23 protein-coding genes and 1 riboswitch are annotated in these 25,543 nt (G+C 53.0%); of the genes, 19 read left to right on the top strand and 4 right to left on the bottom strand.

Annotated features, from left to right (window positions below):
- Both GQY55_RS31635 and glgA read left to right on the top strand, forming a co-directional pair.
- Positions 1-201, top strand: a 201-nt coding sequence (locus GQY55_RS31635) for a hypothetical protein (RefSeq protein WP_236575866.1), incomplete at its 5' end; no start/stop codon positions are given.
- Complete coding sequence (gene glgA / locus GQY55_RS26160; protein ID WP_160044860.1) at positions 198-1,634, top strand: glycogen synthase GlgA; 1,437 nt, start codon at positions 198-200, stop codon at positions 1,632-1,634. The genes GQY55_RS31635 and glgA, both read left to right, overlap by 4 nt.
- A gap of 75 nt (positions 1,635-1,709) precedes the next feature.
- On the opposite strand, the gene GQY55_RS26155 is transcribed toward glgA, so the two are convergent.
- The gene (locus GQY55_RS26155; protein WP_160044867.1) at positions 1,710-3,461 is read right to left on the bottom strand and encodes an alpha-glycosidase; all 1,752 of its coding nucleotides are present in this window, start codon (positions 3,459-3,461) and stop codon (positions 1,710-1,712) included.
- 310 nt (positions 3,462-3,771) lie between these two features.
- On the opposite strand from GQY55_RS26155, the gene GQY55_RS26150 reads away from it, so the two are divergent.
- The 4 genes from GQY55_RS26150 (at position 3,772) to GQY55_RS26135 (ending at position 7,118) form a co-directional block, all read left to right on the top strand.
- The gene (locus GQY55_RS26150; RefSeq protein ID WP_160044859.1) at positions 3,772-4,578 is read left to right on the top strand and encodes a transporter substrate-binding domain-containing protein; all 807 of its coding nucleotides are present in this window, start codon (positions 3,772-3,774) and stop codon (positions 4,576-4,578) included.
- A 161-nt stretch (positions 4,579-4,739) separates the two neighbouring features.
- On the top strand, positions 4,740-5,399 hold the full coding sequence (locus GQY55_RS26145) for an amino acid ABC transporter permease (RefSeq protein ID WP_160044858.1): 660 nt from the start codon (positions 4,740-4,742) through the stop codon (positions 5,397-5,399).
- Entirely contained in the window at positions 5,386-6,108 is a 723-nt protein-coding gene (locus GQY55_RS26140) for an amino acid ABC transporter ATP-binding protein (protein ID WP_160044857.1), read from the top strand. The genes GQY55_RS26145 and GQY55_RS26140 overlap by 14 nt, the downstream gene beginning before the upstream one ends.
- 193 nt (positions 6,109-6,301) lie before the next feature.
- Positions 6,302-6,456: riboswitch (cyclic di-AMP (ydaO/yuaA leader) on the top strand.
- A gap of 8 nt (positions 6,457-6,464) precedes the next feature.
- Positions 6,465-7,118 carry a 3D domain-containing protein gene (locus GQY55_RS26135; protein ID WP_160044856.1) on the top strand — a complete coding sequence of 218 codons (654 nt, stop codon included), beginning with the start codon at positions 6,465-6,467 and terminating at the stop codon, positions 7,116-7,118.
- A gap of 97 nt (positions 7,119-7,215) precedes the next feature.
- Here the strand turns inward: GQY55_RS26135 and GQY55_RS26130 are convergent, their stop codons facing one another.
- A complete protein-coding gene (locus tag GQY55_RS26130) occupies positions 7,216-8,034 on the bottom strand; it encodes a polysaccharide deacetylase family protein (RefSeq protein WP_236575865.1) in 819 nt (272 codons plus the stop codon).
- A gap of 231 nt (positions 8,035-8,265) precedes the next feature.
- Between GQY55_RS26130 and GQY55_RS26125 the strand changes: the two genes are divergently transcribed.
- From GQY55_RS26125 to GQY55_RS26090, 8 genes are all read left to right on the top strand, one after another.
- The gene (locus GQY55_RS26125) at positions 8,266-9,288 is read left to right on the top strand and encodes an NADH:flavin oxidoreductase/NADH oxidase (RefSeq protein WP_160044855.1); all 1,023 of its coding nucleotides are present in this window, start codon (positions 8,266-8,268) and stop codon (positions 9,286-9,288) included.
- A 102-nt stretch (positions 9,289-9,390) separates the two neighbouring features.
- On the top strand, positions 9,391-10,059 hold the full coding sequence (locus tag GQY55_RS26120) for a PspA/IM30 family protein (protein ID WP_160044854.1): 669 nt from the start codon (positions 9,391-9,393) through the stop codon (positions 10,057-10,059).
- Positions 10,060-10,177: 118 nt separating this feature from the next.
- Entirely contained in the window at positions 10,178-10,582 is a 405-nt protein-coding gene (locus GQY55_RS26115) for a DUF350 domain-containing protein (RefSeq protein ID WP_160044853.1), read from the top strand.
- A gap of 49 nt (positions 10,583-10,631) precedes the next feature.
- Positions 10,632-11,138 (top strand): DUF4178 domain-containing protein, encoded by a 507-nt coding sequence (locus tag GQY55_RS26110; protein ID WP_160044852.1) that lies wholly within the window; start codon positions 10,632-10,634, stop codon positions 11,136-11,138.
- Between the two features lie 10 nt (positions 11,139-11,148).
- A complete protein-coding gene (locus GQY55_RS26105) occupies positions 11,149-11,913 on the top strand; it encodes a DUF4247 domain-containing protein (protein ID WP_160044851.1) in 765 nt (254 codons plus the stop codon).
- Between the two features lie 106 nt (positions 11,914-12,019).
- A complete protein-coding gene (locus GQY55_RS26100) occupies positions 12,020-13,294 on the top strand; it encodes a molybdopterin molybdotransferase MoeA (protein WP_373309203.1) in 1,275 nt (424 codons plus the stop codon).
- Entirely contained in the window at positions 13,294-13,809 is a 516-nt protein-coding gene (mobB, locus tag GQY55_RS26095) for a molybdopterin-guanine dinucleotide biosynthesis protein B (protein ID WP_160044849.1), read from the top strand. The genes GQY55_RS26100 and mobB overlap by 1 nt, the downstream gene beginning before the upstream one ends.
- A gap of 131 nt (positions 13,810-13,940) precedes the next feature.
- Positions 13,941-14,390 carry a DUF5946 family protein gene (locus tag GQY55_RS26090; RefSeq protein WP_160044848.1) on the top strand — a complete coding sequence of 150 codons (450 nt, stop codon included), beginning with the start codon at positions 13,941-13,943 and terminating at the stop codon, positions 14,388-14,390.
- A 102-nt stretch (positions 14,391-14,492) separates the two neighbouring features.
- Here the strand turns inward: GQY55_RS26090 and xerS are convergent, their stop codons facing one another.
- A complete protein-coding gene (xerS, locus tag GQY55_RS26085; RefSeq protein WP_160044847.1) occupies positions 14,493-15,575 on the bottom strand; it encodes a tyrosine recombinase XerS in 1,083 nt (360 codons plus the stop codon).
- Between the two features lie 173 nt (positions 15,576-15,748).
- Here xerS and GQY55_RS26080 point away from each other — a divergent pair, with 173 nt between their 5' ends.
- From GQY55_RS26080 to GQY55_RS26060, 5 genes are all read left to right on the top strand, one after another.
- On the top strand, positions 15,749-16,255 hold the full coding sequence (locus tag GQY55_RS26080) for a GNAT family N-acetyltransferase (RefSeq protein WP_160044846.1): 507 nt from the start codon (positions 15,749-15,751) through the stop codon (positions 16,253-16,255).
- A gap of 27 nt (positions 16,256-16,282) precedes the next feature.
- Positions 16,283-17,056, top strand: coding sequence for an SDR family NAD(P)-dependent oxidoreductase (locus tag GQY55_RS26075; RefSeq protein ID WP_160044845.1), 774 nt, complete (start codon positions 16,283-16,285; stop codon positions 17,054-17,056).
- Positions 17,057-17,155: 99 nt separating this feature from the next.
- Positions 17,156-18,046 (top strand): aldo/keto reductase, encoded by an 891-nt coding sequence (locus GQY55_RS26070; RefSeq protein ID WP_160044844.1) that lies wholly within the window; start codon positions 17,156-17,158, stop codon positions 18,044-18,046.
- Positions 18,047-18,307: 261 nt separating this feature from the next.
- Positions 18,308-19,909: an amidohydrolase gene (locus tag GQY55_RS26065; protein ID WP_160044843.1), complete on the top strand. Its 1,602-nt coding sequence runs from the start codon at positions 18,308-18,310 to the stop codon at positions 19,907-19,909.
- A 386-nt stretch (positions 19,910-20,295) separates the two neighbouring features.
- Entirely contained in the window at positions 20,296-20,646 is a 351-nt protein-coding gene (locus GQY55_RS26060) for a hypothetical protein (RefSeq protein WP_160044842.1), read from the top strand.
- Positions 20,647-20,697: 51 nt separating this feature from the next.
- On the opposite strand, the gene GQY55_RS32005 is transcribed toward GQY55_RS26060, so the two are convergent.
- On the bottom strand, positions 20,698-25,527 hold the full coding sequence (locus tag GQY55_RS32005) for a S8 family serine peptidase (protein ID WP_160044841.1): 4,830 nt from the start codon (positions 25,525-25,527) through the stop codon (positions 20,698-20,700).
- Positions 25,528-25,543: the final 16 nt, after the last annotated feature.

Raw genomic sequence — 25,543 nt, 5'->3', positions numbered from 1 at the left:
CTGACGCTGCCGCCGCTTAGCCTCATCGTTTTAAAGCGGGCAGCGGTCGTCAGAGACGAGAGGACATCCCCTCCCAAGGAGAGACGGCAAAAACGCCTCAAAAAGGCCGTTAAAACGCCGCCGCGTGCAGACCGAAAAGAAATCGGGCATCATGCCCCCGTGATGATCTTGCAGACAGAGGAAGGAGCGAACGAAACATGAACGTTTTATTTGCCGCCGCAGAAGCCGTCCCGTTCATGAAAATCGGCGGGTTGGCCGACGTCATCGGCGCGTTGCCCCAGGCGCTTGCGAAAAACGGGATAAATGTCAGCGTCGTCCTGCCGAAGTACCGCGGCATTCCGGAGCCATTCCGGGAAGAAATGGAGCATGTAAGCGAGATTTATGTTCCGGTCGGCTGGCGAAGCCAATATTGCGGCATCGAAACGTTAAGCCGTGACGGCATAACGTATTATTTCGTCGACAACGAGTATTACTTCGGCCGCGACGCCGTGTACGGATATATGGATGACGGGGAGCGGTTTGCGTTTTTGAACCGGGCCGTCCTGGAGCTGCTTAAGGCGATTGATTTTCAGCCGGACGTCATTCACTGCCATGATTGGCATACGGCGTTAATTCCGGTGCTGCTTGACGCCCATTACAGGCATGATCCGCTTTATAGCGGCATCCGGACCGTTTTTACGATCCATAACCTGCTGTATCAAGGCATTTACCCGTATGAAGTGCTGGGCGAGCTGCTTGAGCTGGACGACCGGTATTTTACGATCGATGGACTTGAATATTACGGGAAGGTCAATTTCATGAAAGGCGGCATCGTCTATGCGGATCATGTGACGACCGTCAGTCCGACGTACGCCAGGGAAATTCAAACCGCTTATTTCGGTTACGGGCTGGAAGGTCTGTTATTTGCGCTTGGGCCGAAGCTGAGCGGCATCGTCAACGGGATCGACACCAAAAGCTACAACCCGGCGACGGATCCGCATATCGCTGTCCAGTACCGTTCAAGCCTCGCCAAGAAAAAGGAAAACAAAATCCGGCTGCAGGAGGAGCTTGGCCTTCCGGTTTCGGCGGAAACGCCGCTGATCTCCATGGTGACCCGCCTGGTCGAATCCAAAGGATTGGAACTGGTCATCCGCGTGCTGGACGAAATGCTGACGTTCGATGACGTTCAGTTCGTGATCCTTGGCACCGGTGACGGCAAATATGAGCATTGGTTCAGGGAAGCGGAACGCCGCCATCCGCAAAAAATGTCCGCCCAAATCGCATTCAACGACGCCTTGTCGCGGAAAATTTACGCATCGAGCGACATTTTCCTGATGCCGTCGAATTTCGAGCCGTGCGGCATCAGCCAGCTGCTTGCGCTAAGGTACGGAAGCATTCCGGTCGTCAGGGAAACCGGGGGCCTGAACGACACCGTGCACGCCTACAACGAATTTACGGGGGAAGGCAACGGCTTCAGCTTTGCCAACATCAATGCCCATGACATGCTGCATACGATCCGGCGCGCCGTTTCTTTTTACCGCCAGCCGCAGCACTGGAACACGATCGTCAAAAACGCCGTCAGCGGGGATTACAGCTGGAATGAATCAGCCAGAGCATACATGGATATTTACGGTCGGGTAACCGGCCGAGCGTAGCCTTTACGCCAAATAAAAAGAGCATGCGGCGTCTTTCAGAAGACGTTCCGCAATGCTCTCATTTGCTTTTTTCGATCATTTTTTGGCGATGTTCCGGTATAAAATCCGGTAGCCGAAAGGCTCAAGGGTAACGTTCATAACGCCGTTTACGGGGGATACCTTTTCGCCGCTTAACGCATCTTTCCAATCCGTCGTTTCCATCGGATGCGACAGCGTCTGTTTTTGCCCGGTATTGTTCATCCAGACGGTAAAATGATCCTGATTGTCGACGCGCTCGTAAATGATGCACGGATTCCCCGGTTCGGCTTTTAGAAAGCGGAATCTGCCTTCGCGAAGCGCCTTGTGGGTTTTGCGCAGGTTGATCATCATTTTGTAAAAGTCGTACAGGTCGCGGTCCTGCTTCTCCCGGTCCCAAATCATGCATTTGCGGCAATCCGGGTCGATGGCTCCGGTAATGCCCACTTCATCGCCGTAGAAAATGCACGGAGTTCCCATATACGTGAACAGAAACACGACGGAAAGCTTCATTTTTCGTTTGTCCCCGCCGACCCGGGTCAACAAGCGCGGCGTATCATGCGTGCACAGCATGTTGAACACCACCTCGTTCGTTTGCTGGGGGTACCGCATCAACAGCGAGCTCATCCGGTCGGAAAACGTTGCTCCGTCCATGCCGCCGTTAAAAAACTCCAGCACCTTGTCCGCAAACGGGTAGTTCATCACCGAATCGAACTGGTCGCCGACAAGCCATGCAAGCGAATCGCTCCACACTTCCCCGACGATGTAGGCTTCGGGGTTGGCTTTTTTCACAACGGTTCTGAAGTCGCGCCAGAAATGATGATCGACCTCGTTCGCCACGTCCAGGCGCCATCCGTCCAGCTTGATTTCCTTGATCCAGTATTCGGCCACGCCCAGCAGGTAAGCTTTGACCTCCGGGTTGGCCGTGTTGAACTTCGGCATGTTGCCGAAAAATCCGAAGGTATCGTAGGTGGCGATCCCGTTTTCAACGCGGGCGGGAAACTTGTTGATATGGAACCAGTCTTTGTATTTCGATTTTTCGCCGTTTTTAAGCACGTCCTGGAACTGCGGAAACTGCTCGCTGCAGTGATTGAAGACGGCGTCGAGCATAACGCGGATCCCTTTGGCGTGGCACGCCTCGACGACCTGCTTTAACAGCGCGTTGTCTCCGAAATGCGGGTCCACCTGCTTGTAATCGACGATATCGTATTTATGGTTTGACGGGGACTTGAACAGCGGCGTGAAATAAATCGCGTTGATGCCCAGGTCCGCCAAATCGTCCAGATGGTCCAGCACTCCTTTCAAGTCTCCGCCGAAAAAATTGTCGGTTTTGGGCTGGCCGCCCCAAGGTTCGGTTCCGGGAGGGTCGTTGCTCGGGTCGCCGTTGGCGAAGCGTTCGGGCATGATCTGATAAAAAACGGCATCCTTGGCCCATTCCGGCACTTTGAACACGTCGATCTCATGTATGTAAGAAAACTCGTAATATCCCCCCGTCGGCGGAGGGCAATCGCGATAAATTCCGCTGTCGAGCATGTAAATCGTTTCGGAGCCTGCCGTAATGCGGAATGCATAGGACAGTCGCTTGTATTTGGGCTTCACGGACGCTTCCCAAAAATCGAACATTTCATCCGAAGCCGCCTTGTCCATCGTAATTTCAAAATAAGTGCCCTTCCAGTCGTATTTGTCGCCCGTCATGGCAACGACCGAAGTGACGTCGTTTTTTTTCGTTCGTACTCTCAGGTGAATGGTTTGCGGATCATAAGCATATGCCCATTTGTTGCGGGGCACGTGATATAAAGCCTCCAGCAGCATCGCTACCACCTCCAATAATTCCTCTTTAGCAGCCTTCGTCTCGGAGCCCGCGGTTTGTAGTATGCTCCGAATGACGGCTTCACAATGTATCGTCTAGGTTAATTTACCAATGTGGGACGGAAATGAAACTGAAGCATGGAAAATGGGAATGTATTACAAACCAATGAATTTGCATGAAAATACATTGCATAAACATACAGATTGTTGTACTATAAAACATGTTTTCTGAAAGCTGATGGCGACAAGCAATCATGTCCATACTAGGATTAAAAAACAACATTCATACACAAAGAACAAGGGGAGATAGATCATGAAAAAATGGGGCATTTTAACGCTGTGCCTGGTTCTGGCGGGAAGCCTGCTTGCAGGCTGCGGCAATAAACCGTCCGAACAGGCGGGGGATACAACCGGAAGCACTTCGGAGGGCAAAACGATCGTCCTCGGGACAAGCGCCGATTTTCCGCCGTACGAGTTTCATAAAATGGTCGACGGCAAAGACCAGATCGTCGGTTTCGATATTGAGATTGCCAAGCAAATCGCTGCGGATATGGGCGCGAAACTCGAAGTCAAAGATATGGACTTTAAAGCGCTGCTCGGCGAATTGTCCACGGGCCGCGTCGACTTCGTCATTTCCGGGATGACCCCGGACGAAACCCGCAGAAAACAGGTGGATTTCTCCAACAACTATTATAAAGCCCAGCAAGCCGTCGTCGTCCGCGAAGCAGACAAAGACAAATACAAAACGATGGACTCGCTTAAGGGCGTATCCTTCGGCATCCAGACCGGTTCGATCCAGGAAGACATCGCGAAGTCGATCCCGGGCGCCAAGATTACAGGCCTCGGCAAAATCAACGACATTATCATGCAGCTGAACTCCGGCCGCGTCGACGCGTCTATCATGGAAAAGCCGGTTGCGGAAGCTTTCATTAAAAACGTCAAAGGGCTGACGATCGCCGAAGCCGTGCCGGAATATCAGGAAGACGGTTATGCCATCGGCGTCAAAAAGGGCAACAAAGAGCTTGTCGATCAAATCAACAAAACGCTGGACCGCCTGAAATCGGAAAACAAAATCGACCAATTCGTATCCGAGGCAAGCGACCTCGCCGCGCAAAAATAAATTCGGCGACATAATAAATAGGCACGGAGGAAAAATATGCGGAAGCCATTTCCGCTATTTTTTCTGCCCCGGGGTGCCGGCGGCATTGTCGAATCTATGAGGGGTTCCGTGCTGCTTAATAAGCTCCGGTCCCAGTATTATAAGGAGGAACAGACCGTTACATGGACATTTTTAATATTTTTTGGACTTATCGCTCCTATTTCTTCACGGGAGTTCAATACACGCTGCTGCTTGCGGTCATCGGCGTTTTTTGCGGTTTTATACTCGGCATGCTGGTTTCGCTGCTGCGGATGTCCCGGATTCGGGTTCTTCGCTTCATCGGATCCATCTGGGTTGAGTTTTTGAGGGGAACGCCGATGCTCGTGCAGCTGTTCATCATCCATTACGGGCTCGTCTCGTTCGGCATCAAATTTTCAGCCATTGAGTCGGGCGCGATTACGTTAACGATCAACAGCTCCGCTTATTTGGCGGAAATTTTTCGGGCGGGCATTCAAGGCGTCGACAAAGGGCAGGCCGAAGCCGCCCGTTCGCTCGGGATGACCAAAGGGATGACGATGAGGCATATCGTCCTTCCGCAAGCGGTCAAAAGCGTCCTGCCGGCGATCGGCAACGAATTTATTACCATCATTAAAGAATCCTCGATCGTGTCCTTTATCGGGGTCGGCGATTTGATGTATCAAGCCGGGGCCGTCAACACCATCACGTATGATTACCTTAAACCGCTGCTGATCATCGCCGTGATTTATTTCATCATGACGTTTTTGCTTTCCAAGCTGCTTGGTTTGTTCGAAAGGAGGTTAAGAACGGATGATCACCGTTAAAGATCTGCATAAATCGTACGGAAAACTGGAGATTTTGAAAGGCGTCGACATGGAAATCGCCAAAGGGGAGGTCGTCGTCGTCATCGGCCCGAGCGGATCGGGGAAAAGCACATTTCTCCGTTGCCTTAACCTGCTGGAGGTTCCGACGAGCGGCGAAATTACGTTCGAAGGCGAATCGATTACGAACAAACGGCACAACATCAACCTGACCCGCGAAAAAATGGGCATGGTGTTCCAGCAGTTTAACCTGTTTCCGCATAAAACGGTGCTGCAGAATATTACGCTGGCACCGGTCAAGGTAAAAAAGATGCCGCAGGCGGAAACGGAAAAAATCGCGATTGATCTGCTGCGCACGGTCGGCCTCGAGGACAAAAAGGATGCGTATCCTTCCCAGCTTTCGGGCGGCCAAAAGCAGCGTATCGCCATTGCGCGGGCGCTGGCGATGCAGCCCCACGTCATGCTGTTCGACGAGCCGACGTCGGCGCTGGACCCCGAAATGGTCGGCGAGGTGCTGGAGGTCATGAAAAAGCTCGCGGAAGGCGGCATGACGATGGTGATCGTGACGCACGAGATGGGCTTTGCGAGAGAGGTCGGAGACCGGATCATCTTCATGGACGGCGGCCGGATCATGGAAGAGGGAACGCCTTCCGATGTGTTCGGCAACCCGCAAAATGCGCGGACGAGGGATTTTTTAAGCAAAGTGTTGTAACAGCGAATTCAGCAAGCTTCGGGCGAGACATTCTTGCCCGGGGCTTTTTTTGTTTTCAATGTAATTTTTATTTAAAAGAATGTCATCTTTTTAGAAGTTTTTTTATGACGAAAAACCAGTGATATCCGAATTTACCGAACCAAAGATTGCAATATGGTAACATTTTCATGCGCACTGGTTACAAAATTGTGATATATTGAATGAGCCAAAACTTTGAACGCAAAGTGCGGGGGACCGAAGTCCACCGTGAAAGTCCTTTTCACTTGGGGTGAATCGTTATCCGAACGAAGGGTTGTCTCCTCAATCCGAACCCGACAGCTAACCTCGCAGGCATTGATGGATTTTAAGGAGGAACTATGAAAAAGAGATTTTTGAAAGTGAAGATTCTGGCAGCAGCACTGGGCATCACCTTGGCGGTACAAGCCGTTCCGATTCATGCGGATTCGGTACACGTAGCGAAGGAAGGCGACACCTACTTCACGCTTTCAAAAGAATACGGCGTGGACATGAACAAACTGATGAACGCAAATCCGAACATCCCGGCAACCAACATCTATGCAGGCTTGAAATTAAACATTCCGGGCGAAACGATGAAAGCATTTGCGGATCCGGCTCCGCAGCTGGTCACCGCATCGCTGAGCGTGGATTCCGGTCAAAAAATGATAGAAGCCTGGGGAAAATCCTTCACCTATAATAAAACGCTGAAAGTCAAGGCGACAGCCTATTCCTCGGCCGCAAGCGAAAACGGCAAATGGGGAGCGGTCGATTACTTCGGCAATCCTCTCGAGCTTGGAACGATTGCAGTCGATCCGTCCATTATCCCGCTCGGCACGAAGGTACTCGTCACGGGACACAGCTTCCCGGGCCTTCCGAAAAAAGCGTTCGTCGCGACGGCGAGAGATACGGGCAGCGCGATCAAAGGCAACCGCATCGACATTTTCGTGCCGGGCAGCCCGCAAGAAGTAAGCAACTTCGGGTTCCAGGACGTTGAATTGTATTTCATTAATTAATCGAATCCGAAACTTTGACATAGCGCTTTTTCCAACATACACAACGACAAAAACGGCCTCCGCGGGCAATCGCGGGGGCCGTTTTGCGGTTGAAGCGTCATTTGTCTTTTTGCACCTTCAGCAGCTTCGGCACCGTAACGAAAGAATATCCTTTTTTCTTCAGTTCCCGGATGACTTCCGGCAAAGCCTCGATCGTTCCGGTCAAATCGGAAGTGCTTCCGCCCCCGGCATGCTGCAATATGATGGAGCCTTGTCCGGCCGAAGCCATGATGTTTTTTTTGACCTTCTCCTTGCCGATGCCTTTCCAGTCCAGCGAATCCACGTTCCAGTTGACGATTTTGTATCCTTCCCGTTTGGCCCAGCGCAGCTGGTTTTCGGTGATGTCGCCGTAAGGCGGCCGTATCAGCTTCGGCTTGTAGCCGGTCAATCCGTACAAAATGTTCTCCGTCCGTACGATTTGGTCGATGTATTCGGACATCGTCAGTTTATGGAACTGGGGATGGTTATAGGAATGATTTCCGATGACATGCCCCTCCCGCACGATCCGTGCAACCAGGTCGGGATGTTTTTTGGCCCGGCTGCCGACGACGAAAAACGTGGCTTTTACGTGGTTTTGGGCCAAAATGCGAAGCACCTGCGGCGTAAACCGGGGATCCGGGACGTCGTCGAAAGTCAGGGCGATTTGCTTGACATGCGGGCCGTGGATTTTGAACGTATCCGGATATTTTTTGATGAGCTGACCCAGGGTAAGCACTTGTTTTTCCTGATTTTTTTCCGTCCGGTTAGCCGCGCTTGTTTCCTGTGCGTTATCGGAGGCTGGCGAATCCTCCACCTTTGCGGCCTGAAGGCCGGCCTCGGGACAAAGCAGGCTCATCAGAAGCAGCATCAATATGGCCTTGCCGAATGTTTTTCTCACGTTCGCGGCTCCTTTCCCAGTATGTATTCGAGGATGTTGCCAAATCCTGTTCCATGAAATGAACGGTCTATAATGTTATGTCCCGAATTGGCAGAAATTATGATCGTTTGTCGAAACGATCACCGCACTTTACCAATCTTCCTTGCCGAAGGTGTATAATAATGTGTGCAAACTTGTCCTGTTGAGCAAAATAACAGCATAACCAATAACCAGCTGGAAGGAGACTAAAGCATGGCGGATTTATTTACACCTTATGTATTAAAGGGATTGTCATTAAAAAACCGGATCGTGATGCCCCCGATGTGCCAATATTCGGTCCAGGCGGAAGACGGCGTTCCTAACAACTGGCATTTTGTGCATTATGTTTCCCGGGCGGTGGGCGGAACAGGACTGATCATCGTGGAGATGACGGCGGTGCATCCGGACGGACGCATCACGAACCGGGATACGGGGATTTGGAGCGACGAGCAGATTCCCGCATACCGTAAAATCGTAACCGAGGTACATACGTACGGCACGCGGATCGGCATTCAACTGGGGCATGCGGGCCGGAAAGCGGAAGACGCGAACCCGCCCGTGGCGCCTTCGGCGATCCGTTTTGACGAGAAATACAACATTCCCAGGGCGCTGACGACCGAAGAGGTTCGCGACCTGGTGCTTGCCTATAAGGAAGCCGCGAGAAGGGCCGTGGAAGCGGGATTTGACACGGTCGAGATTCACGGCGCGCACGGGTATTTGATCCACCAGTTCCATTCTCCGCTCACCAATCGGCGCGACGACGTCTATGGCCGGGATTTGCCGCTGTTCGGCGAAGAGGTCGTAAAGGCGGTCAAAGAGGTTGTGCCCGAAGAAATGCCTGTCATCATGCGGGTATCCGCGCAGGAATACGTGGAGGGCGGTTACGGCGTGGATTACATTGCGGAGGTATGCCGACGTTACCGGGATGCCGGAGTGGATCTGTTCCACGTATCGTCCGGCGGGGAAGGACCCGTCGGTTCGAACGGGGGACCGAAAGCGGGTCCCGGTTATCAGGTGAATCTGGCCGAGCAGCTGAGAAGCAAATTGGACGTGCCGGTCATCGCGGTCGGGCGGCTGGAGGCTTTCGAGGACGCCCAGAACGTGGTGCTGAACGGACAGGCGGATTTGGTCGCGGTCGGCCGGGGGATGTTGAAGGACCCTTACTGGGCGCTCCATGCTTCCCAGGCGTTGGAGGGCGGCGCGAAAATTCCGAAACAATACCTTCGCGGGTTCTGATCCGGAGAAAAAATTTTTTTTCGTTTTTTGAAACGACTTCAATTTTGCTCCGTAGAAGAATATCATAAAAACAACTTTAAACCTTTTAGGAGGAAATACCCAATGGCTATTTTTAAAAGATTACGCGACCTGACGATGTCCAACATTAACGCAATTATCGATAAAGCGGAAGATCCGGTGAAAATGACCGACCAATACATCCGCGACATGACCGAAGACCTTGAGGATGCGGAAAAAGCGGTAGCGGCCCAAATCGCCATCGAGAAAAAATTCAAGCAACTGTACGAGGAACAGCAAGCGCTGGTAGAAAAACGCACCCAGCAAGCCCACACGGCCGCGCAGGCGCAAAACGTGGAATTGGCGCGCCGGGCTTTGGAAGAAAAGAAAGCCGCCGAACAAAAAATGGCGGAATACAAAGCAAGCTACGATCAAAACAAAGCGGCTGCGGATAACCTTCGGAATAAACTCGACGAAATGCGCAAGCAGTTGACCGAAATGAAAAACAAGCGCGAAACGCTGGTAGCCCGCTACAACGCGGCCAAAGCGCAAACCGAAATCAATAAAGCGATGGCCGGCTTCAGCACGGACAGCGCGACAAGCGGAATGAAGCGCATGGAAGAAAAAATGCTGCAAATGGAAGCGCAAGCCGAGGCAAGCAACGAAATGTCCTCCAAAGGCAAATCCTTGGACGAAGAGTTCGAACAGCTCGGCAAAGACAAAGCGGTGGAAGATGAGCTTGCTGCTTTGATGAAGCAATACGAAAACAAGTAATAACGAAAGCCATCAAAGCGTAAGTTTGTAAAAGCAGCGAAGGGGACCGGCTTAGCGGCATCCCGCTTCGCTGCTCTGCTGTAATAGCCAAAAAGCTGATCTGTGGAGGCATATGCCAATGGATTTTAATACGATTTTGCAGATCCTCGTTTGGACGGGATCCGGAGCGCTGCTCCTTTTTATTCTTATGTTCGTGGACTCGCTGTTCACGAGATACAAGGATTTTGAGGAAGTCAAGGCAGGAAATATGGCGGTGACGACAAGGCTGGTGCTGAAGCTGCTGGCGCAAGGGTACATTTTGTCGTCGTCCATCAGCGCTTCCAACAATCTGCTGGACGCCATCATGGTATCCGTCATTTCGTTCCTCATATTGTTGGTGCTCGAAGCCATCGTCCGCGTTCTGCTCCGCGTATGGGCCAAACTCCAGCTGGATGTGGGAACGCAGCAGGGGAAAATCGGATACGGATTGTTTGCAGGCACGCTTCATCTGGTGGGTGCGTTAATTATTACCGCCTGCCTATAAAACGACCATTCGTCGCAGACTAAGTTTGTAACCTAAGGAGTTATCGCATATGAGCGTATTTAAACGTATCGGCAACCTGTTTGCCAAACCCGAGCCGCCCAAGGCGGAAAAAAGCATGCTGTCCCTTATGCCGGGGGATATTTGCGAAGTATCCCTCGTGACGTACGAAGTGACGGGGAGAGTTCATAACCGCGGCCGCAATGCCGTCGTTTTGACGCTGCAGGACGGCAACGCCATCGCATACCTGCACATCGAAGAGCGCGAAACGCTGCAATACGCGCTGTACAGCCCGCTTGACGGGCGTCTGGACAATCCGAGCGAGGTTCCGACCGAACTCGAATTGGACGACAGCATTTTTTATCTTGAGGAAGAGTATGAAGGCCATGTCATGATTAACGGCAAAACACCGTTCACCCAAAGCGGCGCGCAGCATGTATGGCAATATCAATCGGACGATTACCGTCTGGTGCGAATCGAATGGCAAAACGGGCGGTTTATGCTTTACGAAGGAGAGAAAGTGCTGCCGGGAGACGTGAAAGTGATCCGGGCCAATTAGGAGTGATTGTATGAAAAGACGGCAGGGGCGGTCGCTGCTCAGCTTGAAAATCCTGCTTGTCGTCAGCCTCGTCATGTCGCTGCTGACCGGATGCGGGATCGGCGCTCCGAACGTAAAGGAAACATATCCGCTGGAATCGGTAAACCGAAGCGGCAATGCGACGTCATACGTATACCGCGCCGCGGACAAAACCGTTCCGGAAGTGGCCAAAGAGTTATCCGACGAGAAAAAGCCGGACCAAATGTCCAAAGAAGACACCGAGCATATGTTTCTCGTATACGGCAAGGATTATTACCATTTGCAAAAGGATCCAAAAAAAGATACCGACACGCTGATCGAAGTGGACTCCCAGGAATACGTCCAGAAAAACTACGATTCCAGCTTTTTGCAGGGATACCTTGCGGCAACGCTGATCGGGCATCTTTTTGATTCGTTTGGCGGCGGGGGCGGATACAGGGGTTATTCCAGCCGCGACATTTACCAGCCGAAGCAGGGCACGTATCACGCGCCGACCTCCAGCGACAAAAAAGTGGCGCCTCCGCTGACGGTCGAGAAGAAAGGTTCGATCTTCCGCCGCGGCGCGGGCAAAGTGGATACGAGCGTCGGCTCGGGCGGCAGCATTTTTGACCGCAAACCGGATTACTCCACCCCATCGAGAGGGAAAATATCCCGCGGCGGCGGTTCGGGCGGATTGTTCGAATCGCCGAAGAAATCTTATACGAAGCCGAAAACGAGGGTAGGTTCCGGGAAAATTACGCGAAGGTCGCGGAGATAATGCAAAACCAGCGCACGAAGCATGGATTCGTGCGTTTTTTTGTGTCATGATAGAGGGGTATGTTGTGTGGGGGTTAAAGTCACAAGGAAGGTGTTGTTTCAACATGATCAATCCATCGAAAGACGATCCGGATAAATTCCGCCGCAAACCGATGCAAGTGAAAGAGGCGCAGCGGCTGCTGGCATCGTACGGAAAACCGGGCGAGGCCGAATCGCTCCCTTTGCAGGAGAGCCACGGCCGTTACTTGGCTGAGGAAGTAAAAGCACCGCATCCTTTTCCGCGCTTCCGCCGTTCCGGCATGGACGGATATGCCGTCAGGTCGGAAGATACGGCGGGGGCAAGCTCGGAGCAAACGGTTTGGCTTGACGTGATCGATGAAATACCGTGCGGCTTCGTCTCGGACAAAACGATTACGCCCGGTACCGCCGCGCGCATCATGACGGGTGCACAGGTTCCGGAAGGCGCGGACAGCGTGGTGATGCTGGAGATGACGGAGCTTCGCGTCCATGATGGCCGAACCCAGATGGGATTGAAGCGGCGAATGCAATCCGGGCAAAACGTTACGCCGATCGGCTTCGAGGTGGAAGAAGGAGAGGTCCTGCTCCGGCCCGGACGCCGGATCCAGGCTGGAGAAATTTCGGTGCTCGCCACTTTTGGCGTTCATCGGGTGAAAGTGTACAAAAAGCCGCGCATCGCGATTTTTTCGACCGGTTCCGAGCTTCTGGCCGTGGACGAACCGCTTCAGCCGGGGAAAATCCGCAACAGCAACACGTATATGCTGGCCTCCCAGGTACGGGAAGCCGGAGGCGAACCGTACATCCTGGAAGCGGTCGCGGACGAGCTGCCGCTTGCAAAAGCCAAGGTGGAGAAAGCGCTGGCGGAATATGACGCGGTAGTTACCAGCGGCGGCGTATCCGTGGGGGATTACGATATTATGGGCGATTTCGTGCGCAGCGGCAGCGTGGACATGCTGTATAACAAAATCGCGATGCGACCGGGCAGCGTGACGACGGCGGCGGTAAAAGACGGCAAGCTTTTGTTCGCCCTTTCCGGCAATCCGGGCGCATGTTTTGTCGGTTTCGAGCTGTTCGTGCGTCCGTTCATCCAGCAGGCGCTTGGAAGCGAAGCTCCTTACCTCACGGAGTGGACCGCTGTTTTGGATCGAGACTATACGAAAGTAAACGCCTTTACGCGTTACGTCCGGGGCAGGGTCGAGGCCAGGGACGGCGTCCTGTACGCCATTCCGGCCGCGGTCGACGAATCGAGCGTCATGGTAACGATCAAGGACAGCGATTGCCTGATCGTCATTCCGCCTGCGAAAGAGGCGACGCCGGCCGGCACGAAAGTGAACATCGTGATGCTGAAAGGAAACAGGTCGTGATGAAACCGTTCGTCTGCCAAATCGTCGGTTATAAAAACAGCGGCAAAACGACGCTCGTCTGCGCATTGGTGGAATGGCTGAAGGCGGGGGGCTGCCGCGTGGCGGTCATTAAACATGACGCCCATGATTTCGAGATGGATCATCCCGGCACCGATTCCTACCGCCACCGGGCAGCTGGCGCATCGGCCATCGCCCTCGTGTCCGCGCGGAAAACGGCGGTCATACGCGAAGAAGAAACGTCTTTGGACGAACTCATCGAAGATTTTTGCGATTATGATGTCATCCTGGTGGAAGGGTTCAAGAAGGAGCGTTATCCCAAGCTGGTCATGGTCCGGAGGGCAGAGGATCAAGAGTTGGTCCGAAGTCTGGACCACGTTGCGGGCGTCGTCAGCTGGCTGCCGGAGAAGCAAGTTATTTCGGCCGAGGAAGCGCGCGAACATATCTTGCTGTTTGGCAAGGACGAGCATGAGCGAATCGCGGATTGGCTGCAGCGGCAGATGACGAACCCGTCATAATCGCCACATTATTTTGTTGGCAGGCCGTTTTTTGTTTTTTTGGGGGCGTGTATTCGGCTCTTGACCCTCACGTTGCGTAATAGAATATGCTGATAGCAAAGCGGCATTTTCAAAGAGGAGGGTCGGGCAAGATGGTCGATAACGATACGATCATGGAAAACGGCAGATGCATAGAATGCGGGGCAATGGAGACCGACGGGCTTTCCTGCCACGAGATGTTTCATTTTCCTTTGGTTTGGGAGCATAACGACCCCGAATTGTATGCCTTGCATTTTTGGCTTGTTTCCTGTTATATGATCCAGCATCCCTCAAATTATACCGAGGAAGGATACAAGCTTCAGGTAAAGCTGTTTACCGATGCATATGATCATCAATGGGGAACGGACTATATTCTAAGGAAAAACAGGGAGCTTGTCGCAAAGGCAGGCAAAATAACGAATCCGCTGCCGAACCGGCAAAGAAAGCGAAGTTTCAAACCCTGGTCCATGACGATCGAAGATCTTTATCGCGGCGGAGAAGAGAATGCCATCGGCGGCATCCAAAAATGGAGGGACGCCGTACGAGCGGATATTGGTAAGTAAGTTTGCGACGGCGGATCATCCATTCATGAAGGGAAGGGGCAATAGCCTCATTAAAAGAGGGAAAACCATGCGATAAGGTTTTCCCTCTTTTGATATGCCGGATCAATCGTCCGCGCGGCGTTCGATGGCTTCGGACATCGTTTTGTCGGTGAGATGGGCGTACACTTCGGTCGTCTCGGTCGAAGCATGTCCCAGCTGTTCTTTCGTTTTATAAATGTCGTTTTGCAAATAATAGTCGGTAGCAAAGGAATGGCGGAGCTTGTGCACGGTCAAATAAGGCTTGCCGAAGCGTTTTGCGTATTTGATGATCATCGCCTGGATCGCCCGTTTCGTCATGCGCCTGCCTTCGTTTTGGCCGTTGGCCACCGCGAGGAAGAGAGCTTTTTCCTTTTTCGGCGCTTTATAGCGGGTTTGCCGCAGGTTCAGGTACGCCGCCAGATCGTCTTTCGCCTGTTCCCGGAAATAGACCGGGGTTTTGAACGTTTCGTCGTTGTTGCCTTTGCGGTAGACGTACAGCATTTTGTTGTTTAAGTCGATATCGTCGATATTCAGGTTCACGACTTCGGATACCCGCAGCCCGGAATTCAAAATCAAACTCGTTATGCTGGCATCCCTTTCCTTGTTAAGCTCATGGGCGTATAAGGCCTGTTTGTTGTTTTCGACGTCTTTGGCGTAACCTTCGAGAATATACCCGATGAACTCGAGCAGCTCATCTTCTTCAAGGATTTTGCCCTTCAGCTTGGCGGCGGTATCTTTCGGTTTATGGATCCGTTTGATTTCGATTTTCGCCATGATGTTCCGCTTCAGCAGCGGGTAAAATTCTTCATCCTCCGCGATCTGGCTTAAATAATGGAATAACGAACGGAGCGAAGAAAGCTTTCGGGACACGGTAATGCGGGAATTGGTCCCTTCCCGTTTGGTGGTGAGGAAAATCCGGTAGCTGGTCACGTTCTCCATCCGGAGCACCTCGAGCTCCTGCAGCGTAACTTCTTTGTTTTCCGCCGCGCTCGAAAGCCCTTCGGCACGCAGCCAATTGAAAAACGTCTCATAATCCCTCACGTATTCAAGCAGCGTCGAAGGCGAAAGATCCGGCAGCTTGTAGTCGATGAATTGCTGGACGAACCACGGCATGCCCAGTACTTTGTCGTCAAGTTTGATCCGGTCGATTTCTTTTTGTACGTTCATGGGGCATCACCTCGATTATTCATAGAATTTTCAAGTATATTTTACCATAGGAGACGTCCGGACGGGCGGACGAAAGGCCGATTTGAGCCGGCGAAAAACGGTTCATCTTGCTCCGTGGCGGCCAAAGATATATATTGGATATGATACGATGTACATAAAAACGAGGTGAATTCATGGATTTCAGATTGGATCTCGTGCCTGCGAGGCGAAAACAGGTCATTACCGGCTTGATGCAGCTGTATTTATATGATTTCACCCTTTATACGAATCTCGAAGTCAACCGGGACGGCGAGTTTCCCGCTTACCCGGGGCTGGACGATTATTGGAAAAGAGGCTCCGGAAAATATCCGTTTTTGATGACGCATGAAGGGCATCCGGCAGGGTTTGCGCTGGTGGACCGCCTGATCGACCCGGAAGAGGGCGATTATTACATGACCGAATTTTTCGTTATGCAAAAATACCGCCGCTGCGGTTTGGGCAGCTGGGCCGCTTGCGAGCTGTTCGACCGGTTTCCGGGACGCTGGAAAGTGACCCAGGTGAAAAAGAATCTTCCGGCCCAAGCATTTTGGCGGAAAGTGATCGGCAATTACACCGGACAGCAGTTTGAGGAGAAGACGCACCAATCAAACGGAAACATCAGTCAATATTTTACGTCGCTCAAAGTAAATACAGTAAATTAATTCGCAGCAACGGAGAGGAGAGCTATCATGTATTTGCCATCGTTTAGATTGGAAGGGAAAACGGCGCTTGTGACGGGCGCGGGGCGCGGCATCGGGCGCGCGCTTGCCGTCGGTTTGGCGGAAGCGGGCTGCGACGTCGGGTTGGTATCCCGAACGGCGGCGGATTTGGAAGAAACGGCCGAACTCATTCGAAGCGGCACGGAAGCTAAAGCTTACGTCCTCCCGGCGGACATTACGGTGCGGGAAGAGATTGAAGGGGCGTTTGAGAAGCTGATCGCGGAAGCGGGGCGCCTCGACGTTTTGGTGAACAATGCCGGAATGAACATCCGCACGCCCGCGCTGGAAGTGACGGACGACGAGTGGGAGAGGATCGTGCAGACGAATTTGAAGTCGGCGTTCATGGCGTCGCAGACGGCGGGACGATACATGAAGGATCACGGCGGAGGCAAAATCGTCAACATTTCTTCGGTCGGCGGCCATACGGCGCTTTGCACGGGCGTGGTGTACGGTTCAACCAAAGCGGCGCTGATCCACATGACGAAAATATTGGCCTTGGAGTGGGGGAAATACGGGATATCGGTCAATGCCATCGGTCCGTGGTATTTCCGCACACCGCTGACCGAAAAGCTTTTAAGCGACGAAACCTACGTACGGGACATTTTGGATCGCACGCCGCTTCGCCGGATCGGCAATTTGGAGGAGGTCGTCGGACCGGTTGTGTTTCTGGCTTCCGATGCAGCCAACTACATTACCGGGCAAACGCTGCTTGTTGATGGGGGCATGAGCATTTACGGCTTTTAAGGAATGGTTGGTATTCCCGCCTGCGGGGATGATCGCAAGACGCTCTCGTCGGAAAGACACCTGGTTCACATGGATCATGATGAATAAGGAGGCAGGAGGATGGAAAAGCGTATCTTTGGCAAAACGGGGATGGAAGTCAGCATATTGGGCTTCGGCGGTTCGGAAATCGGGTCCGGGACCGACGTCGCCAAAGCAGGGAAACTTCTCAACGAGGCGCTGGATGCCGGGCTGAACGTCATTGACACGGCTGAGTGTTACGGCGACAGCGAGGAACTGATCGGGCAAACGTTGTCCCACCGTCGTGACGACTTTTATTTGTTTACGAAATGCGGCCATGCCGCCGGATTCGAAGACGAGGACTGGAATCCCTCGATGCTGGAAAAAAGCATCGACCGCAGCCTGCAGCGCCTGAAAACGGATTATGTGGACGTCATTTATCTGCACAGCTGCTCGGAAAAAATATTGCGCCAAGGCGTCGTCATCGAGGTGCTGCAAAAAGCGAAAGAGCAGGGCAAAACGCGTTTTATCGGCTACAGCGGCGACCGGACGGATGCTTTGTACGCGGTGCAGACCGGATTGTTCGACAGCCTGATGATATCGCTGAACATCGCCGATCAGGAGGCGATCGACCTGGTGCTGCCGGAAGCCGTCGAGAGGCAGATGGGCATTGTCGCAAAACGGCCGGTCGCCAATGTCGCCTGGACCTACGAGACGTTGCCGGAAAAGGCATATCCATACGTGTACTGGCAAAGGCTGAAAGAGCTGGGATACGATTTTCTTTCGGATCATCGTCGGACGATCGCCACGACGCTCCGTTTTGCATTGACCGTTCCCGGCGTGGCCACGGCGGTCGTTGGAACGCAAAAGCCGGGCCGATGGGAAGAAAACGCCGAGCTGCTCCGTACAAGCACATTGTCCGAACAGGAATACGGGAACATACGCGCCCGCTGGAAGCAGGTCGCCGGAGAAGATTGGGTGGGAAAAACCTGATCGGCGGCTGCGGCGGCGCGAAAAAGCGGCCTATGCAGGCCGCTTTTTCGATCTATAGGATATTTTTCGGGCTCCGCCAAGTACATGAATAGGCTTTGAAGTAATAGATGCCTCGCTTTGTGGGGGGATTCATATTCGTTTCTTGCCTTGGGGAAAGAAGCGAAGAAGATAAATGGTATGCATAATATTCATTATAAATATCAAAATTTCATCATATGAAAAATTCACAATAGGAGAGACAAAGGAGGAATACGAAATACGATGGGCACGTTATGGAAAGGCGGCACAATCTATACGATGAAGCGGGAGCATGAAGCGGTTGAGGCGGTATATACCGAAGGCGGAACCATTGTGGAAACCGGTGGAGCGGACGAGCTGGAGGCAAAATACCGTGGGCGGATCGTCGAGGTAACGGATTTGAAAGGGGGCGTCATGCTGCCGGGCTTCGTTGACAGCCACATGCATTTGATCGGCCATGGGGAAACCTTTCTCAAGCTTCAACTCGGGGGCTGCAGCAGCAGGGAAGATGTGCTAGAGGCCGTAAAGAAGCAAGCTTCCGCGCTGCCGAAAGGGATGTGGATCATCGGGGAGGGCTGGAACGAAAACGAATGGTCCAAGGGGGACTTGCCTGAACGCAGGCTGCTGGACGCCGTGGCCCCCGATCATCCGGTGCTTCTGCGCAGGGTATGCAGGCATGTTATCGCGGTTAATACGGCGGCACTGCGGGCGGCAAGGGTTGACGAGGATACGCCAAGTCCGGCAGGAGGGGTGCTCGAAACGGACGAAAAGGGGCGGCTGAACGGCATTTTGAAAGAGCAGGCGCAGGATCTGGTGCTTCGGGTTTTGCCGGGGCCGACGGATGAATATTTGGAAGCCGCGCTTACGGCTGCGATCGAAGTCTGTTGGGCAAAAGGGCTGACGGGAGGCCACACGGAGGATTTAAGCTATTACGGCAGCTGCCGCCGGACCATGCACGCTTTTCATACGGTCATTCATGGGCGGAAAAAGCATTTCCGGGCGCATTTGCTCGTGCATCATTTGGCCTTGGATGAGTGGCTGGCGGAGGGAAAAGGCGAGGCAATCCTATCGCCGCTGCTTGAATTTGGAGCGATGAAGCTGTTTGCCGACGGCGCGCTTGGAGGAAGAACCGCGCTGCTAAGCCGTCCGTATGCGGATGACCCGTCGACAACGGGCGTGGCCGTTCACGCGGAACATGAACTGGAGCAGCTGATTGCAAAGGCAAGGGGGCTCGGCATGGCCGTCGCCGCGCATGCGATTGGGGACGGAGCGGCTGATCTGGTGTTAACTTATTTGGAGAAACATCCTTGCCCGAACGGGAAAAGAGACCGCCTGATTCACGGCCAAATTTTGCGCCCGGAACTGATCGAGCGGATGAAACGGATGCCTGTCGCAGCCGATATACAGCCGAGTTTTGTGGCATCGGACTTTCCTTGGGTCATGGAGCGGATCGGCGATCCGAAGGATTTACTGGTTTATGCCTGGAAGACCATGTTAAGCCGGGGCGTTCCTTGCGCCGGAGGTTCCGACGCGCCGATCGAAAAGGTTTCCCCGCTCGAGGGCATTCATGCGGCGGTTACCCGCACGCAGCCGTACCGGAACACCGTTTACGGGGCGGAGGAGCGGCTGCGCATGTATGAGGCCGTTTCCTTGTATACGAAAGGGAGCGCTTATGCATGCGGACACGAATCGGATCGGGGAGTGATCGAAAAAGGTTATGCGGCGGATTTCACGATTTTGGGCAGCGACCCGTTTCTCGAAAACCCGGACGCGCTGCTGGGGAACATCGTCCGAATGACGGTGGTAAACGGAAACGTCGTCTACGAGGCCGGCGGCTCAAAATAAACGAATATTCGTACACGAACGGATGTTCCTAATAAGGGGCGTTCTTTATTGAAAGATAACGTTTTTGGTCTACTATATTAAAATTTCAATATATGAAAAATTCACAATAATAAAATCAACAAAGTCCTGCTTATCTTGATCATTCGAACCTAATAGGTTTAACTTCCGTACCTATCTCCATATCTTCGAAAAAGGGGAGGGGACATCGTAAAAGCAGGGATGTAAACCGAAAATCGGAGGAAATCGCATTACGGCAGCTCGGACTCCCGATCAGGGGAAGAAATCAAAATAACGACATTCATCACATTTCTATTGGCCGCCGGAATACGTCCTAATCCATGCCTTACGCTGCATACATATGTAGAAGAAGGAGGATTGATGGGAACGTGGACAAGATCGTCAAAAGATACTTTCAGCTGAAACAGCAGCAAAAAGAAACCGAGCAGGAGCTAAAGGAGCTTCGCGACGAGATCGTCGGCTATTGCCGGGAGCAGGGGACGGCGGAATGTGTCTTCGGGCCGTACAGGGTCAGATTAGTCTCGCAGCTGAGGAAAGAATACGACGACGACAAGCTGTTTAACGCTTTGCCGGATCTGGAAGTGTGGAGGCTGCTCTCCAAACCCGACCCTGGCAAAATAGCCGGGTTGGTCAAGCTCGGCGTCGTCACTGAGGAAGCGCTTCGAGGCACCTATGAGGAGAAAGATGTAACGCTGCTGCAGGTTGACCGGGTGAAATGAAAAAGCAGCAGGCTTGCGGAAGATTTCGCTTCGCAGCCTGCTGCTTTCGTATTATTTGGATTGCAAATCCTGAAGAATGCGATACAAGATGATGCCGGCTTCGGCTCGGGTCAGTTGGCCTTTCGGATTAAAGGTTCCGTCCGGATTGCCTTTCAGATAACCTTTTTCCACGGCATACGAGACCGCTCCTTTAGCGGAATCCTGGATGCCGTCCCGATCCTTGAAAGCAAGCTCGGAGCCTGCTCCGGTCGAATCGGCGCCCAATGCTTTAGCTAGCAGAATCGCGAGTTCTTCGCGGCTTAACGGATGGTTGGAGCCTGTTTCAGCCGCGCGGTCGCTCCATGTTTTGCCCGTTCCGAGGAGACGGTCGAGCAGCGCCAGAAATTCCGCTTGGGTGACTTGGTCGTTCGGTTTATAAGTATCCGTTGTGTCCTTACCGTTCGCGAGGTAATGGGAAGCGATCACCTCGATTTCGTTTTTGGCCCAATGTCCGGTAATATCCGTAAAGGTTTTGAGCGCTTCGGCCGCGAGGAACGCGCCCGGCTTGGAAACCTGGAACGTCACGGCGCCCGATTGGTTGTTGCCCGGTGCCGCATAGATCCATACGCCTTCGTTATTTTTTGAGAAGACGCCGACTTTGCCGCGGTTTTTCACTTTTGCCGAATCCAGCGTCAGCGTCATGGATACCGGAGAGGTCAATGCAGTCGCCGGGTCGTTTAACGTCACGGCGCCCGAAACGATATTCGCGGTTCCGCCGTTCGGAGCCTGAACCGTTCCTGCGGCAGCGTTGGTAAAGCTGAACGAAACGGAAAGACCGTCTTTCGTGACAAAGCTTTTCAGGGTGCCGGCCGGAATGTTGATTTCAAAACCATTGCCTTTTATGGTCAGCGGTTTGGCCGACTTCAGCAATTGATCCGTTAGCGCGTTGTTCAGCTTCAAGCTAAATGGATGGTAGGCTTCGATGGCCGTGTCGCTAATATCTACCGTCACGTTTTTGCTGTCCTGTTTATTCAGCTGCCCGGTCACATACGCGGCGTCGATATTTAGTTCAGCCGTTTTTTGATCGCCCGTGCCTTTTTCGGTCAACACGCCGGCTGTGAGCTTGGAACCGGATGGCGTACTAGGTGCAGCAGGAGTTGATGCCGATCCTCCGCTTGTCGACGAGCCGCCTCCACCTGGCGACGAACCGCCTCCGTTACCGCCGCCCGGATTCGGGTTCGGATTCGGATTCGGATTCGGTTTTGCGCAAGGCATTCTATCCGGGACGGTTTTCTCTAACGCCCCAACGGATTGAGCCGATTCAAATTTGTCTTTGGTCACTTGCAAGGCGCCCGATACTTGATCTTTTTCCGGACTTACAGATGTTTCCGGCGATGCAACTCCGGTGTCGTCCGGTTGTTCCGAATCTGTTCCGGTATCGGTGACCGGCTGGCTCTGGTCAGGTTTTGGGTTGTCGTCCGTTTTCTTTCTGTCGGATACGATGACTTGGATGCCCGTTAACGTCGATGCCTTAACCGCTTTTTGATCCGTATTGATCATTTCGGCTCCGCCGAGGTCAATGGAATAAGTGCCCGGTTCCGGTGCGGTAAACGTGAAATGCCCCAGGGTTCCTTGTTTTGCCGGTTGATCCAAATCATAACCAAAGGTCGCCGTTTTCTTGCCGGCATCATTCAAGGAGCTGGTTTCAATTTCTTTGGCGCCGGGAACGATTTGATTCAGCTTCAGTTTGGCGTCATAAGTCACTTTAACGGTCATCGATTGAATGTCGTCGCGGCCGTCGAAATGGATGTTGACGTCAAATGGTTCATTCGTGTACACGCTGCTTTGCACCGTTGCGAGACTCACGTCCGTGCCGTCGCCTTTTAAGTTGTACTCATAAGTTTTGGCAGGCGAGGCCGAACCGTTTCCGGCGTCGTCGGATACGTAGAGTTCGATTTTGTTCTGCCCTTGCTTCAAGGGAACCTTGACGGTGAATTTGCCGGCGGAATCGATGGTGCCTTTAAATTCTTTGTTTTTCGGATCCGCCGTATCCACGACCGCCTTCACATGGATCAGGTCTTGATAGGTTCCGAGGCCGAAGTTCAGGAGCAAGTCGCTTTTAATGCTTCCTTGCAGCACGCCTTCATCGGGTTTGTCGGGGCTGACCGCTACTTCTTCCGGAAGTTTCGCAATCGGCGCCGTGTTGTCGAGGAGGAACGCTTTTGCCGAATCGAGCACCAGCGTCGGTTCCTTGGCTCCCGCTTTTATAAGTACAGGGATCAGGGCATAAATACCGTCAGGATGGTCTTTTTTGTTCAATTTTACTTGGTTCCCTTGATCGTCATACATCGTTCCGTCCCAATCAAATGAATAGTAGAACGGATCGAGTTTATCCGCAAAGTCGTCTTGATAGATTTGACCGACGGGTTCCAGCGTATCGTCATCGTTAATGAGAGCGACGATAAACGCGTAATCATCCGCTTTTTCGTTTAACGCGTAATAAACCGTAACCCCTTTGCCGCCTTCCGCCGTCGAAAGGTAGATCGGATCGACTTCCACATTCGACATTTCAGGCTGATCATAGGATTCGCCGACATATACGCTGAACGGCACATGCAGTTGATGCCCGGTTTTCATCTGCGTAAATTCGATGTTTCCTTGATAGATCCCCTCCGGCGTTCCTTCCGGAATGGTGAGCGTGACCGGCAGATTAAAGGAAGACTCGTTCGACTTCAAATGGATATCGCACAGCTCCGGAATCAGCGACAATCCGCTGTTGCTTGTCCAATCGACATACACGCCGTAGTGCTGATTGCTGCCCGCGATATTATCGATCGTCAGCTTTCTTGTTGTGGTCGTTCCTGCGCCTAATTGTCCGAAGGAGAGGCTGCCCGAATAAGCGGTTTGGACCTCGCCTGTTTGCAGCTGGGACGGCAGGTTTTCTTCGACCTTCACGATCGCTTCGGCTGCGGCGGTGTTTTTCAAATCGACCCGGCCTGCGCCTTGTTCGTTCACGCCGTATTGCCTGCCTTGACGGTCCTTCATCAACAAGGCATTGTTCGTTAACCAAGCCTTGATTTGATCCGGTTTCAGCGTCAGGCCGTCTTTCCGGCTTTTCTCAAGCAAGAGGGCGGCGGAACCGGCCACATGAGGCGTTGCCATGCTGGTGCCCTGCAATTCCTCGTAGGCGTTCGCATAATCTCCGTCGAAAGCCGGAATGGATGACTTGATGCCCACGCCCGGGGCTGCAATATCCGGTTTGATGCTGTAAAAAGGCAGGGAAGGGCCTCTGGAGCTCAGGTCCGCAAGCAAATCCTGTTCCTTCTTGTAATTGAAGGCGACATGATTATCTCCCTTATCGATGGCATCTTTCAGCTTTTTGCCGCTCTCCTGCGTAATCGTGTAGGTTGGCACGGATTGCTTTGCGCCTTCGATCGTCGCATTGATTTCGCCTGCCGTATTGTTGAAAATGATGAGCGCTTTTGCGCCGTTTGCCGCGGCGTTTTCGGATTTTTCGGCAAACGAGATTTCGCCGCGGGAGACGAGCACCGTTTTGCCGGCAACGTTCAGGTTTTTGTAATCGCCCGCTTTTCCGAGTCCCGCATAGATCAGCTCGAGGCCGGCATCCGTGTCGTCAAGCTTTTCCGATCCGGCCGCCAGCTGGGCATAGATGGTACCCAAGTTGGCGGAAATGAAGATCGGCGTGTTGAGCGGCGGCGTCGAAGCGCCGACGGAAATGGCCAGCTGCGCTGAAGCCGGGCTGCCGACGGTCTCGTCGCCGGGGCCTTCGTTCCCGTTGGCGACGACCACGGTCACGCCGGCCAAAGCGGCATTGTCCACCGCAATCGAGTCGGGCGTATAAGGATTATTCATGGAAGAACCAAGGGACAGGTTAATGACGTCCACGCCGTCGCTGACCGCTTTTTCAATTCCGGCGATAACATTTTCGGTGCTGCCCGAGCCGTAAGGACCAAGCACGCGGTATACGTAGAGGTCGGAAGCAGGAGCTACGCCGCGAACCCAACCGCTGCCTGTGTCGGGATGATCCGGGTCCCCCCGGCCGGCAATCGTGCCGGAAACATGGGTGCCGTGCGAGGTTTCGTAAGGTTTGCCGTCTTTCGGCGGTTTGCTGGAATCGGGCAGCGTTTCCATCGGGTCACCGTCGTTATCCACAAAATCATATCCGCCTTTATAAGCGTCCTTCAAGCTGGGGTGATGGTAATCGATGCCGGTATCGATGACGGCTACCTTGATCCCTTTGCCGTCATAACCCGATTTCCACATCTCGTTCGCGCCGATCAGCGGAGCGCTCTCGTCCATGTAGGGGGTAATTTCAGGCTTTTCCTCAATCGGGAGCGCTTGGACTTCCGCGTTAGGGAAAACAGCCTTCACTCCGGGCAGCGTCAGCAACTGGTCGACCTGATTCGCAGGCAACGTCACGGCATAACCGTTAAACACCTTCGAATATTCCCGGTGAAATTGAGCGGATGTTTTGGCAAGCGCGGCCGATTTAAACGTGAGATGCTCTTGGTTCAGCTGCATCTGATAGCTGCCGATGGAAGAACGGGCACGCAAGGACGGTTTGCTTTCGTACACCTTCAGCGGGTCGTTCTCAAGCTGGACGATAACGGAAACCGGCTCGCTGCTGTCGGATTCGGGCACGAAGTTTTGTGGTTTTTTAGCAGTCGAGAACGCTTGAAGCCCGGAAGCGTTTTGTTTCAGCAAATCCTTTGCGGCTCCTTGCTTTAGTAGGGAATCCAAGCTGATTTTGGCGTTTTCGGGAAGTTTGAACACAGCCGGGGCCGCGGAAACCGCACCGGGATAAATCATTCCTGCCGCGAGCACGGCGCTTAACATAAGCTTGGAATACCCGCGAATTGTAGTCCTTTTTTTTCTGCTCAATTCATATCCTCCTTTA

Origin of the sequence: Paenibacillus sp. USDA918EY (assembly GCF_009870825.1) — a bacterium.
Lineage (GTDB): Bacteria > Bacillota > Bacilli > Paenibacillales > Paenibacillaceae > Paenibacillus_AQ > Paenibacillus_AQ albilobatus.
This window is presented reverse-complemented; position numbering and strand designations above follow the sequence as displayed.